Genomic DNA, 13831 nt, shown 5'->3' with positions numbered 1-13831 from the left:
ATATGCAATACATACAAGATAACATTTGGATTATTTTATTAATAGTAAATTATGCTGTGGCTTTGGTTACAGCATTTTTTGTCTTGCTGCATAACCGTAATCCTTCTAGGACGTTATCTTATTTCCTAATATTAATTGTGTTGCCGTTTGTAGGCATCTTTGTCTACTATTTTTTTGGTCAAGAGTACAGAAAGGAAAAACTGTTTGATAAGAAAAAAGTTATGAGTAACTCTATTCTTAAAAAATGGGAAAAGCGCCTTTTAGTAGATGATACAGATATTGAAGGAGAGAAAAATGATATTATAGAAAAGCAGTCTAAGCTTATAAAACTCATTCAAAACAAACCAAGAAAGCCACTTACATATAATAATAAAGTAGAACTGTTAATTAACGGTAATAACACCTTCGATGCTATTTTTGAAGCTTTAAGACAAGCTAAAGATCATATACATTTAGAGTACTATATCTTTTCTGCAGATAAGATAGGGAAACAACTTATAAATATACTTTGCGACAAGGCTAATGAAGGAGTAAGTGTTAAAGTCATGTATGATTACGTTGGTAATCAATTAAAATCTCCAAATGTAGAGCAGTTAAAAAGCTGTGGTGTAGAAATACACCCATTTATGCCGGTTTGGTTTCCTAACCTAACTAGAAAACTAAACTATAGGGATCATAGAAAAATTACAGTTATTGATGGTGTTGTAGGTTTTTTGGGAGGCGTAAATATTTCAGACGAGTATTGTAACGGGCAGAATGATGTATACTGGAGAGACACCCATTTAAAAATTGAAGGCGATGCTGTAAAGTCCTTACAGTCACAGTTTCTGTTAAATTGGAGTTTTGTGACAGATCAAGAAATAGATATAGAGGAGAAATACTTTCCATCTGTAAACTTTAAGGCAAATTTGCCAATACAGATCGTTGCTAGTGGTCCAGATTCAAGATGGCCATATATTATGGAAGCTATTTTTATGGCTATAAATAATGCTCAAAAAAGTATAAAAATTACAACACCATATTTTATACCTAATGATCAAATTCTTACGGCTTTAAAAACAGCGAGTAGAAGTGGAGTAGATGTACAGATAATAATTCCTAAAGAAGGCGATTCTTTTGCAGCTAAATATGCAACCTATTCTTATATAGAAGAACTTTTAGAATCTGGAATTAGAGTATTCTGTTATTGCAAAGGTATGGTGCATGCCAAAACCATTGTTATCGACGAGCAATTAAGCAGTATAGGAACAAGTAATATGGACTATAGAAGCTTTAATATAAACTTTGAGATAAATGCTTTACTCTTCAATGATGACTTTGGTAAGCAAATGACAGAGATGTTTGAGAGAGATTTGGAAGATACAGAAGAGTTAATTCTTGAGCAGTGGCGTGACAGAGCACTTTCAGAAAAACTTAAAGAATCATTTAATCGTCTTTGGGCTCCACTCTTATAATAATGTAGATAGAAGTAAAGTAGCGCACACCCATAATATTACAGAAAGAATACCTCCAACAATTAAGAAGTGCTTAAACTTATAAATACCTAAACCGTAAATTAGTGTGTTTGTTTGGTAACCAACGGGCGTGAAAAAACTAAAATTAGCAGCAAACATAATAGCAAGAATAAAAGGTTTTAGAGATAAGCCTAAGCCATTGGCAACAGAAATTGCAATAGGTAACATGATAATTGCTGTGGCATTATTGGAGATTGTACCACTTAATAACATAGTGACAAGAAAAATAAGGCCAAGTACAAATACATCGCCTTTCCCAACCATTATAGCTATAAGGTTTTCAGAAATCCACATATCTGCACCACTATTGCTCATAGCAACACCAAGCGGAATCATACCTGCTAGAAGAAAGATAATCTGCCAGTCAATTTTTTTATAGGTATTATTTAAGTCAAGACATTTTGTTCCCAGCATTAGTGCAACACCAGTAATAGCACTAGCTAAAATTGTAAGAACACCAGATGCAGCTAAGCCCACAACTAATAAGAAAATTATAAATGCTGTTATTCTTTTTTGTTTTGAAGCGCTGTTTACAAAATCATGTCTATCTATAACAGCAACATTTTCAATAGTATCTATCTCAGAAAGCGATTTGTCTGATGTTTCAATAAGTATACGGTCGCCTGGTTTTAAATTTATATCATTAAAGTCCTTTCTTATAAGGCGCTCCTTTGTATTTCTTAAGTTTTTACGTTTTTTAATAGCTATTGGTGTTGCACCTCTAAGTGAATAATTTCTTAGGTCCGTTAGCGTTTTTCCCAATAAAATTGAACCAGGTAATAACAAAAGCTCTGCATAGGTTGTTTTCGGTTTATTTAGTTCTGCTTTGTCCTGGTTGTCTTCATTTGTTTTTTCTGTGGTTTTTAATTTGCTATCGTGGATTATAAATTCCTCTTGTTCAGATAATTTTACAAGATTTTCAAAATCGCACATCACAATTAATTTGTCTTCTTCTCTTAGGGATATATACCTTCCAGGTTCATTTATAACATTGTCTTCTCGTATTAATTTTAAGACAGAAAGATCTTTATCACCATAAAAGATAGTGTCCTCAATACGTTTGCCAATCAATTTAGAATCTGGAGCAATTTCAACAGTTGCCACTAGAGAATCTAGACCGTATTCGGAGTCTATTTCTTCGGGTTTTGTTTTCGGTAAAAATTTTGAAGCAAACACCATATACACAATACCTATCACTAAAAAACATAAACCATAAATAGCAAACTCAAAAAAGCCCAAGCGTTCTGCGCCATATTCTTGAGCTAAACTATTTACAATTAAGTTTGTTGAGGTTCCCATTAGGGTGCAGCTACCACCTAAAATTCCTGCAAAAGAAATTGGCATGAGTAGTTTTCCTGATGGTATTTTAAAACGTTCGGATAGCTGGAACACAATCTTAATAAAGATTATAACTACTGCTGTTGTACTTATAAATGCTGAAATTCCAGCGGTAACCACCATAAATATTGGGGCTATTAAAATTAACGGTAGTATGCTAAGTTTTTTTAGGCCTTCGCTTAGCCATTTTATAACGCCATTTTCTTCTAAACCAATGGCAACTATCATTAAGCATAGTACTGTAATGGTGGCAGAATTAGAAAAGCCACTAATAGCTTCTTCTGGAGAAACGAGTTGTAACAGCGTAAGAGAGGCAATTAAGAAAAACGCAATTTTATCTACAGTAAAGTATTCTGTTACAAATAATACTATAGTAATAAATATGATGCTGAATACTAAGATAATGTCTAACTCCACTAAACCCCTTATTTAAATACCTATTAAAAATACATGGTATCTCAATTAGTTGTTAGGTCATTATAATAAATTTATGATTTAACTAAGTAGTATTAGCTTAATAAGGGAATGGGTTGCTTTAAAGGTTAATACCCATAAAGTGGTTGGTCTTGTTTTTTAGCTTCTTCAGAAAGTAATAAAGACAAACCTTGCGAAATTGTGTTGTAGTTTAGGTTATAAGATTCTGAATAACTAATATGAAGCGGATGAAATACAGTTCTCTTAATGTCGATTATCTTTTTATCAGATCCTAAATAAAAAGAAGTAGGAAAGCCCAAAGAGTGTTTCATCTTCTTTACAATATTGTCGTTGGAGTTTTCCAGCTCATCTACATATAAAATATCTACATGTTTATTATATTTTTTTGAAGACTTTCTAACATTAGTTTTCTTATCCCAAAATAGGACAACAAAGTCTATGTCTTTCTTATATTTTTTGGCAAGTTCATTTATAGCAGGAATTTCACCTTCTGTAGGGACACACCAAGAGGCATATGTAACTAAAAACATAGGCTTCTTATAATCATCAAAGCAATCTATACTTTTAGCAAGACAGTCTACCTTAAAATTATCTAGATAAGTACCGCGTAAATGATGTTTAACAAGAGAGTCAAACATAAACTCTGCGCGCTCGTAATCTTTAGCTTCGTAGGCTTTGTTTATTTTCTTGTTGTATTTGGTGAGGTGAGTAGCAATAGCTTCAGAAAATAAATTGTTTCTAGTCTGAGAAGCGGCAATAAAATGTGAGCATAAAATTATCAATACATAAAGTAATGCTCTGTTCATATACTAGGTTTTATAGCATAAAACTATGATATATAAACATCTTAACAAAATTTTAAAATAAGAAACGCAATAATTAGATGCGTTTCATTTGCTGTTTCATCATTTTAAGTTGTTCAGCAAGCATACCGTGTTTGTCTAGTTTCTTAGCTTCTGTCATTAACAGTTGTGCTTCTCGCTTACGGCGTTTAGTCATAGCTATTCCTGCAAGATTTAATTTTGCCATAGCTAAATCTTGATCCATAGATAAACCAAGTTTTATTGCTTTCTTAAAATACTTTTCTGCTTTTGTAATATTAGTTTGAGAAATCATTAACCCATGTAGGTAATGAAAATAACCTTGTTGTTTCTTTACAAGAGCAGCTTCAGGATTCTTTATTTTATCTAACCATTTTTTAGCGCCAGGAAAATCTTGCTTACGTAACCTTAAAAATGCTAGCAGAATCATTTCATTTTTAAAATATAAGAACACAAAAATACCAGCAAGTAAGATTAATAGTATACCATTACCAATATTGCCTTCAACCATTTGCCAAATTGCCCAAGCTACAATTGCAGCTGCTATAACGAGTTTAATGTTTTTATTGAACATTGCTTATATTTAAATTTTAAGATTGCAAAGATAACATTTCATATCTTTTATTAAGGCTGATGCTTACAAATACAATGCTCTTTTTAACAAGATTTCTTATTGAAAACCTTAAATTTGAATAGAATTTTATACTCGTGTAAAAAAGTTTAAAAAAATGATATTGAGGCTTGCTGAAGCGAAATAATATTGTATATTTGCACGCAGTTTTGAAAAGAGATAATTCCTAACGGAAGTTTAAAGATAAAGATTATACTACGATGAAAAGAACGTTTCAACCATCTAAGAGAAAAAGAAAGAACAAACACGGTTTCAGAGAGCGTATGGCTTCTGTAAATGGTAGAAAAGTTCTTGCTAGAAGAAGAGCAAAAGGACGTAAGAAACTATCAGTATCATCTGAGATGAGACACAAACACTAAGGTATTATGCCTTTAGTTTAAAAATATCAAGGCGTTGCTTTTTTAAAGTAACGCCTTTTTTTATACCCAATAGTCTGGTAAGAAAGCTTAAATTTATACCACCTTATAAATCAATACAATGCCAAAGAACACAAGCCTTAAAAGTATACTTATCATAGGATCTGGACCTATTATTATTGGACAAGCCTGTGAGTTTGATTATTCAGGAACGCAAGCCCTACGCTCTTTAAGAGAAGACGGCATAGAGACCATTCTTATAAACTCTAATCCTGCAACCATCATGACCGATCCGTCTATGGCCGATCATGTGTACCTGAAACCATTAACAACAAAATCTATCATTCAGATTTTAAAAGAACACCCTCAAATTGATGCTGTGTTGCCTACAATGGGTGGACAAACTGCTTTAAACTTATGTATTGAAGCAGACGAAAAAGGAATTTGGGAAGACTTTGATGTAAAAATTATTGGTGTAAATATAGACGCTATTAATATCACCGAAGACCGTGAGAAGTTTAGAGAGTTAATGATAGACATTGGCGTGCCAATGGCGCCTCAAAAAACAGCGACGTCTTACCTTCAAGGAAAAGAAATAGCACAAGAATTTGGTTTTCCATTAATTATTAGATCATCATTTACCTTAGGTGGTGCAGGCGCTTCTTTTGTATACAAAGAAGAAGATTTTGATGAAATGTTAACGCGTGGTCTAGAGGCATCTCCAATTCATGAGGTGATGATAGACAAGGCTTTAATAGGCTGGAAAGAATATGAACTAGAGCTTTTAAGAGATCATAATAACAACGTTGTTATTATTTGTACTATTGAAAATATGGATGCTATCGGTATCCATACTGGAGACTCTATTACTGTAGCGCCAGCAATGACTTTAAGTGATAAAACTTTCCAGAAAATGCGTGATATGGCTATACATATGATGCGTAGTATTGGAGATTTTGCAGGAGGTTGTAATGTACAATTTGCAGTAAGTCCAGATGAAAATGAAGACATTATAGCAATTGAGATAAATCCTCGTGTATCACGTTCATCTGCGTTAGCATCTAAAGCAACAGGATATCCTATTGCAAAAATTGCTGCAAAATTAGCTATTGGTTATCATTTAGATGAATTAGATAACCAAATTACCAAAACAACATCTGCATTATTTGAACCGACATTAGATTATGTGATTGTGAAAATTCCACGTTGGAATTTTGATAAGTTCGAAGGATCAGACCGTACACTTGGACTTCAGATGAAGTCTGTTGGTGAGGTTATGGGAATAGGGCGTTCTTTTCAAGAAGCGTTACATAAAGCCACTCAATCTCTAGAAATTAAAAGAAACGGATTAGGTGCAGATGGTAAAGGTTATAAAGATTATGATCAGATTATACAGAAACTTACCTATGCAAGTTGGGATCGTGTTTTTGTAATTTATGATGCAATACAATTAGGAATTCCGTTAAGCAGAATTCAAGAAATTACTAAGATAGATATGTGGTTCCTTAAACAATATGAGGAGTTATATTTCTTAGAAAAGGAAATTTCTACATATAAAATTGATACGCTACCTAAAGAACTACTTTTAGAAGCAAAGCAAAAAGGATATGGAGACCGTCAAATAGCACATATGTTAGGTTGCTTGGAAAGTCAAGTATACAACAAGCGTGACGAGTTAAATATAAACAGAGTTTATAAATTAGTTGATACTTGTGCTGCAGAGTTTAAAGCACAAACACCATATTATTACTCTACGTTTGAGGCGCCAATTGAAAAAGCAGATGGTACCGTTTATGTAGATAATGAAAGTGTAGTAAGCGATAAAAAGAAAATTATAGTTCTTGGTTCTGGACCAAACAGAATTGGGCAAGGTATTGAGTTTGATTATTGTTGTGTACACGGTGTTCTTGCTGCAAGCGAGTGCGGTTATGAAACCATAATGATAAACTGTAACCCAGAAACTGTTTCAACAGATTTTGATATAGCAGATAAACTGTATTTTGAACCTGTATTCTGGGAGCATATTTATGACATTATTCGTCATGAAAAGCCAGAAGGAGTAATCGTGCAACTAGGTGGTCAGACTGCGTTAAAGCTAGCTGAGAAACTAGACCGCTACGGAATAAAAATAATGGGAACTACTTATCAAGCCTTAGACTTGGCAGAAGATAGAGGAAGCTTCTCTAAATTATTACAAGAAAATAATATCCCTTATCCAGAATTTGATGTTGCAGAGACAGCAGATGAAGCTTTAGCAGTAGCAGATAAATTAGATTTTCCAATCTTGGTAAGACCATCTTATGTACTTGGAGGACAAGGCATGAAGATTGTAATTAACAAACAAGAATTAGAAGAGCACGTAGTTGATTTGCTTAGAAAAATACCTAACAATAAATTACTTTTAGACCATTATCTAGACGGTGCCATAGAAGCAGAAGCAGATGCTATTTGTGATGGTGAGAATGTATACATTATTGGAATAATGGAACATATTGAACCTTGTGGTATTCACTCTGGAGATTCTAACGCAACACTACCACCTTTTAATTTAGGAGATTTGGTATTAGAGCAAATAAAGGATCACACTAAGAAAATTGCTTTAGCATTAAATACAGTAGGTTTAATAAACATTCAGTTTGCAGTAAAAGAAGATAAGGTTTATATTATTGAAGCAAATCCTAGAGCATCTCGTACTGTTCCTTTTATTGCAAAGGCATATGGTGAGCCATACGTAAACTATGCAACTAAAGTTATGTTGGGTGCTAAAAAGGTAACAGACTTTGATTTTAAACCTCATTTAGAAGGTTATGCCATAAAGCAACCTGTATTCTCTTTTAATAAATTTCATAACGTGAACAAGCAATTGGGACCAGAAATGAAGAGTACAGGAGAAAGCATCTTGTTTATTGATAGTTTAAGAGATGATCAATTTTATGACCTATATTCTAGAAGAAAGATGTATTTGAGTAAATAAATCTAATTATTGTATGAAAAGTGTTAAAATTTAATTAATTTTATATCCGTACAATATATTATTTAAGCTTATGAAAAAATATCTACTTATTCTTTTAGTTTTTGCTGCATTTCAAATTTCAGCGCAAACTACTTATACTATTCAATGGAATACATCTGTTGGAGATAATGCATCTCTAACTGTTGAGTTAGGTGATACGGTAGAGTGGGATTGGAATGGAGGTTTTCACGATGTAGTCTCAGATGCAGGATCTCAACAATCTTTTCAAAGCCAGCAAACTAGCGATAGTGATTTTGTGTTTAGTGTTTTGTTTGATGAATTAGGGACTAACGATTATCGTTGTACTATTCACCCTTCAAGTATGAACGGAACAATAACCGTTGTTGAAACTTTAAGCACACAAGATAAATTTAGATTAAACCTTAATTCTTATCCTAATCCGGTTCAAGATGAGTTAACAATAACATCTTTATTAAAGATTTCTAAAATTGAGGTGTTCTCAATGTTAGGTAAAAAGGTGTTAACTACTCAAGCAGGTAGTGTAAATATGACCAACATTAAAATGGGAGGTTTACAAAATGGTCTTTATTTCGTGAATGTAACTTCAGAAAGTGGAGAAACTTCTGTACTTAGAGTTATGAAGAAATAAATTTTTAATACGTAATTGAAGAAACGCCCAAGCAAATTGCTTGGGCGTTTTTTTATCTTCTAAAGTGAGGTGATTCAGATAGTTTAACATCTGTAATAAAATATTTAGAATCTCCCCAAAAGAAAATAGTGCCAAAGCGTTCTATATAGGTTAGCTCTACGTATTCTCCTTGAAAATCTTTAAGGTTTGCTATAACCTCTTCTTCTTGATCTAATACACTAAAAGAGAATATCTGTGCACCACTTATACCTTGGCTTATCTCACCTTCCCAAGTTTTAATAATGACTCCTTTATTGCTAAACTTTATAAGTTCACCAGCACGAGTACCTTCACTATAAGGCACAAAATATAAAAATGCATACCACAAAATTGCAATAGCCAAAATGCCTCCAATTATAATTCCTAATAGTTTTTTCATCTGTTTTAATTTCAGTGTTATTATAATTTAATCCTCGTCACTGTCTTCTGCTCTGCTCAATAATTTGGCATCAATAGCTTTGCTTGCTTTAGCGCCTAATTTTTTCAGCTTTTCAACACGCTTAATTAAATTACCTCTTCCGGTAAGTTTTTTCATTGCACCTTCATAGCTGTTCTGTACTGTACCAATTTGCTTTCCTACCTTAATTAATTCATCTGTCAAGTTTGTAAAACTATCATATAGAGCACCAGCTTGTGTTGCAATTTCAATAGCATTTTGTTTTTGCCTATCATTTTGCCATAGGTTATCAACCAATCTTAATGCAGCTAATAATGTTGAAGGTGTTACAATTATAACCTGCTTATCAAAAGCAATTTCATACAAATTAGGCTCATTTGCAGATGCTATTGCAAATGCAGGCTCAATAGGAATAAACATAAATATAGTGTCCGGGCTTTCATCTATAAGGTATTGGTAATTTTTAGCACTTAATTGTTCAACATGACGTTTAATTGAAGCTATATGTGATTTTAAATGCCTGCGTTTATCATCTTCATCTTCAGAGGAAACAAAGCGTTCAAAGTCTGTTAAGGATACCTTGCTGTCAATAATCATTTTTTTACCATCTGGTAAATGTATTAGCACGTCAGTTTGTAATCGTCTGCCTTCAGGGTTGTCATGACTATCTTGTACTGTATATTCTCTATCTTTTTCGAGACCAGATTTTTCTAAAATACGGGTAAGAATTAATTCTCCCCAATTACCTTGAATTTTACTATCACCCTTAAGTGCTTTTGTAAGATTGTCTGCATCTTTACTCATTTGTTGATTAAGTTCAGACAGGCCTTTAATTTGTTCCTTTAGTTCGCTATGTCTTCCGTACTGTTCTTTGTTACTGTCTTCTACACGCTTTTCAAATTTTTCAATTTTTTCCTGAAGCGGTTTTAAGATGATATCTATATTGGTTTTGTTTTGCTCGGTGAATTTTGTCGATTTCTCATCTAGTATTTTATTGGCAAGATTTTCAAATTCTTTGGTGAATTTTTCTTGAAGTTGCTCCATCTCACCTTTTTGCTCTTTGGTTTTACGTTCAAGAGCATCATACTCAACTTTCATTACCTGCATAGTAGCATTAAGTTGTTCTTTTTCAGAACGTATTGTTTGCTTTTCAACTTCTGTACGCCCTAAACTTTCCTCAACACGTTCTAATTGGTGTTCTGTTTGGTTTATGCGTTCCTGTAAAGCGCTAGTTTCAGACTTATTTTTTAAGCGCGCAAAAAGATTACCCAAATACGCTCCAGAAAGTGCAGAAATTAATCCGACTAAGAGAAATACAAAAAAGTTTTGATCCATTATAAATATAACTTGTGTTTTGTGTAAAGTTAGCAAGTAAATTACAGACTTAATTTGAATTAATGATGAATTGTTTTGATGTTTCATTGAAGCTTATAAGATCTTCTGGAAACAATGTGTTTAAGTGTTTATTAGTAATGTGATATTCTGGAGTCTCAAAGCTAACCTTGCCGTCTTTTACTAATAAAAGCTTATCACAAAGCGGTAACGCTAAATTTATTTCGTGAGTAGCAAAGACAATACAAGTGCCTGTTGTTTTAGCCAGTTTACTTAATAATTGAAGTACATATGCTTTATGATACATGTCTAAGTGAGATGTGGGCTCATCTAAAATAATAAGTTTGGTATCTTGGGCAAGTGCTCTTGCTATTAAAACATTTTGTAACTGGCCATCACTTAACTCATAGCAAAATTTATCTGCTAATTCTTCAATACCTACCAACTGCATAGCTTTTTTTATAGCAGTCTTGTCTTCATTTGAAAGTTTACCAATCCAATTGGTATAGGGTTGTCTTCCTAGAGCAATTAATTCTTTAACTGTCAGGTTTTTTGAGATAGGTTGATCTGTTAAAACCAAGCTTATTGCTTTTGCTATTTCTTTTGGGTTTTTATGTTGAAGCGCTGTATTATCTAAATAAATATCGCCTTTTAGAGGTGGTTGTAAGCCGCTTAATGTTCTTAATAGCGTAGATTTTCCTGAGCCATTTACACCAATAACTCCTATGAGTTCTCCTTTATTAAATGAAATTGAAATATCTGAAACAATAGTTGTCTCTGCCTGCTTAGAACGATAGCCGACAGACAAGTTAGATGCACTTAATATTGATTTATTTTTAATCATTACACCTCTTTATTTAACTCCCAAGTATAGTGAAGAACATCTGTATCCTTTTTCCAACCCAATCGCTCATATAAATGTTGAGCCGGATTGTTAATATCTGTTTCTAAAGTTAATCCTCGTGCCTGTTCTGTTTCGCAAAATTTCTTTGCAGTATTTAGCAATAGTTCTCCTACACCATTTTTACGATGTGTTTCTGAAACATATAAATCATTAAGAATAAAAGTACGCTGCATTTTAACAGATGAAAAACTTGGATAAAGCTGTGTAAAACCAACAATATTTTGGTTTACAATTGCTATAAAAATTACAGAATCTTTTAAATTAAAACGCGACATTAAAAATGCTTTTGCACCTTTAATGTCGCTGTCTTGTTTGTAGAATATGCGGTAGGCATCAAATAATGGTGCCAATTGATTAATGTCTTCTACGTATGCTCTTCTGGTAATCATTTTTACAGTGTTAGAGAGGTAAAGATACCAAAACTAAGACTGTTTTATGCGGGTTAGTTTATTACGTTCGTCTTGAAGCATTCTTCCTAATTTCTGTTCTTTTTCCAAAGCTTTACGTCTTAATTCTTCAAGCTCATCTTCTGCAATTTTTAAATTTTGTTTTGCAACCTGTGTTTGTGAGTTACTATTTTTAAACTGCATAATAAAGAAACCTAAACCAACAACCAACAAGGCTATAATAGACCATACAATACCATTGTAAGTTCCTTTTTCTAAAGGTATTCCTAAAAATGATATAGACCCTTTTTCTTCATTTACTTTAGCCAATTCGTTTTGGGTGTTTGTAAGATCTTCTTCTAAAGAATCTATCGATGCTTTTTGAGAATTAATATTATTCTCTAAATTTTGAATTTCTTCATTTAGTCCATTAATATGGTTTTCGGTATTTCTTTGAAGCTCGTTTAATCTTACCTTTTTAACAACCTTGTAATCTTGGTAATTATTAGATTCGTTTATAATTGATTCAAACTGGGCATCAATAGGATTTTTTTGGTCGGTTTGTATGCTGTCTTGAGCATAACTAAAGCTGACGAGGCTTAAAAGTAGTACTGTTATAAATATTCTCATTCTATTCTTCTTTTGTTAGGGTTTATAGGACAACGTGGCGCAGTTAGCCTTATTGTTGGTATTGTGCACTAAAACTATAAAGTTTTGTTAAATGAATATTGTTAATTCTCTTCATTATCTTGGCGTTCTTCACGCTTTAATTTTCGTTCTGCTCTACGTTTTTCTCGTCTTTCTTTTCTAGATAGTTTTTCAGCATTTTTATCTGCTTCTTTTGCAGTGTCTTCAAAATTTATATTTCCGTCTGTTTCTCCTTTAAATGCATTAAACCATGCATTTTCGAAAATATTAAATACAGTTGCCCAGACATTTGCTTGTGTAGCACTTAAATCTCCTTCAAAAGGCACATTTGTAGCTAGGTTGTCTGTACTAGGATTGGTAAGTATAAAGTCGAAAAAGCTTACAAAGCCTTCCCAGATAGTTTCAAAAATGCCATCTTCTTTACCTATATATTTTGCATCACTTATTAACGGTTTTACATATCCTTTAAGATAGCTGTCTGCTATTGCAAATTCACTATAAACATCAAAAGTCCCACTTTCAAAGTCGATACCTGCAAGTCCAGATGTCATGGAGTTTATTGCGGGTAAATTTGCATCTTTTAAGGAAAGCGTTATATCCATATCTGGTATTTGCTTTAATAAATTTATCTTTCCTTTTAAATCTACTTTTCCTTGTCCTATTGATATCGCATTGGCAGTAACATCTGAAGGTAAGATGCGTTGCTTTTCTTTTACATTTCGCAAGTTTGTAGCACTTAGGTTAACTTGATCTAAGTATAAATCTATATTAGGCTCTGTGGCTAATTGTACAAATGCTAATTTACCATTTGTTACTTGCAATCTGTTAACATCAATTGGGACTAAATCTGTTAAGGCCTTGGTCCAATCATCTATATCTGCATCACCATCTTCACTCGTCGCCTGCTGATCTTCAAAGACATAATTTATGTGCGGGTTTGTCATTTCTATTTCACTAACAATTTTACCATCTAAAATTGCATCCCATTCAATAGAAATATCGGTCTTTTCAAAGTTTAGAAACGGAACTTGTGTTACACCATCTAACTTATTTAGGTATAAACCGTGTATAACATATGCACCACGCCAAAGCGCAATATCTATATCTTCAACCTGTCCATAATACCCAGGAATATTTGCTAGTGTTTTGTTTACATAATTTTTTACAAAGTAGGGTAGTAGCAGTCTTGCTACAATTAATAAAACAATAATTGTTATAGGTAACCAAAGACGTTTTTTCTTTAAGTGTCGTCTTTTCTTCTTTTTATTTGCTTCTGTTGTCATATTCATTTAGTTAAAGCAAAGGTCGTAAGTATATGAGTTAGCCTATGTTAACGTATAGATAAAAAACATTTTGGTTTTAATTAGCTAAATGATCTAACTAAAAAGCCAGAGCAAAAGCTCTGGC

13 protein-coding genes are annotated in these 13831 nt (G+C 32.9%); 4 read left to right on the top strand and 9 right to left on the bottom strand.

What is annotated here, in order from left to right; translation table 11 throughout:
• Window positions 1-2 precede the first annotated feature (2 nt).
• Window positions 3-1454, top strand: a complete 1452-nt coding sequence (gene cls, locus CA2559_RS12680) for a cardiolipin synthase (RefSeq protein ID WP_013188310.1) — start codon at window positions 3-5, stop codon at window positions 1452-1454.
• On the opposite strand, the gene CA2559_RS12675 is transcribed toward cls, so the two are convergent.
• The 3 genes from CA2559_RS12675 to CA2559_RS12665 form a co-directional block, all read right to left on the bottom strand.
• Window positions 1449-3269 carry an SLC13 family permease gene (locus CA2559_RS12675; protein ID WP_041241029.1) on the bottom strand — a complete coding sequence of 607 codons (1821 nt, stop codon included), beginning with the start codon at window positions 3267-3269 and terminating at the stop codon, window positions 1449-1451. The two genes, cls and CA2559_RS12675, sit on opposite strands and share 6 nt — an antisense overlap.
• Before the next feature lie 125 nt (window positions 3270-3394).
• Entirely contained in the window at window positions 3395-4093 is a 699-nt protein-coding gene (locus CA2559_RS12670; RefSeq protein ID WP_013188307.1) for a TlpA family protein disulfide reductase, read from the bottom strand.
• 73 nt (window positions 4094-4166) lie between these two features.
• Window positions 4167-4682: a membrane protein gene (locus CA2559_RS12665; RefSeq protein WP_013188306.1), complete on the bottom strand. Its 516-nt coding sequence runs from the start codon at window positions 4680-4682 to the stop codon at window positions 4167-4169.
• Window positions 4683-4939: 257 nt separating this feature from the next.
• Here CA2559_RS12665 and rpmH point away from each other — a divergent pair, with 257 nt between their 5' ends.
• The 3 genes from rpmH (at window position 4940) to CA2559_RS12650 (ending at window position 8718) form a co-directional block, all read left to right on the top strand.
• Window positions 4940-5098, top strand: a complete 159-nt coding sequence (gene rpmH, locus CA2559_RS12660) for a 50S ribosomal protein L34 (protein ID WP_013188305.1) — start codon at window positions 4940-4942, stop codon at window positions 5096-5098.
• 118 nt (window positions 5099-5216) lie between these two features.
• On the top strand, window positions 5217-8069 hold the full coding sequence (carB, locus tag CA2559_RS12655) for a carbamoyl-phosphate synthase large subunit (protein WP_013188304.1): 2853 nt from the start codon (window positions 5217-5219) through the stop codon (window positions 8067-8069).
• A gap of 70 nt (window positions 8070-8139) precedes the next feature.
• The gene (locus CA2559_RS12650; RefSeq protein ID WP_013188303.1) at window positions 8140-8718 is read left to right on the top strand and encodes a T9SS type A sorting domain-containing protein; all 579 of its coding nucleotides are present in this window, start codon (window positions 8140-8142) and stop codon (window positions 8716-8718) included.
• A gap of 52 nt (window positions 8719-8770) precedes the next feature.
• Here CA2559_RS12650 and CA2559_RS12645 read toward each other — a convergent pair whose 3' ends face one another.
• From CA2559_RS12645 to CA2559_RS12620, 6 genes are all read right to left on the bottom strand, one after another.
• Complete coding sequence (locus CA2559_RS12645; RefSeq protein WP_013188302.1) at window positions 8771-9136, bottom strand: hypothetical protein; 366 nt, start codon at window positions 9134-9136, stop codon at window positions 8771-8773.
• A gap of 27 nt (window positions 9137-9163) precedes the next feature.
• Window positions 9164-10576: a DNA recombination protein RmuC gene (gene rmuC, locus CA2559_RS12640; protein WP_013188301.1), complete on the bottom strand. Its 1413-nt coding sequence runs from the start codon at window positions 10574-10576 to the stop codon at window positions 9164-9166.
• Window positions 10539-11330, bottom strand: a complete 792-nt coding sequence (locus CA2559_RS12635) for an ABC transporter ATP-binding protein (RefSeq protein ID WP_013188300.1) — start codon at window positions 11328-11330, stop codon at window positions 10539-10541. Before CA2559_RS12635 ends, rmuC begins: the two co-directional genes overlap by 38 nt.
• Window positions 11330-11779, bottom strand: a complete 450-nt coding sequence (locus CA2559_RS12630; RefSeq protein ID WP_013188299.1) for a GNAT family N-acetyltransferase — start codon at window positions 11777-11779, stop codon at window positions 11330-11332. Before CA2559_RS12630 ends, CA2559_RS12635 begins: the two co-directional genes overlap by 1 nt.
• A gap of 33 nt (window positions 11780-11812) precedes the next feature.
• A complete protein-coding gene (locus CA2559_RS12625; RefSeq protein WP_013188298.1) occupies window positions 11813-12406 on the bottom strand; it encodes a hypothetical protein in 594 nt (197 codons plus the stop codon).
• A gap of 101 nt (window positions 12407-12507) precedes the next feature.
• Complete coding sequence (locus tag CA2559_RS12620) at window positions 12508-13713, bottom strand: DUF748 domain-containing protein (RefSeq protein WP_013188297.1); 1206 nt, start codon at window positions 13711-13713, stop codon at window positions 12508-12510.
• Between the last annotated feature and the right edge of the window lie 118 nt (window positions 13714-13831).

The sequence above is a fragment of the Croceibacter atlanticus HTCC2559 genome, assembly GCF_000196315.1.
GTDB lineage: Bacteria > Bacteroidota > Bacteroidia > Flavobacteriales > Flavobacteriaceae > Croceibacter > Croceibacter atlanticus.
Note: the sequence above shows the minus strand (reverse complement) of the source record. Positions and strands in the feature narration are given on the sequence as shown.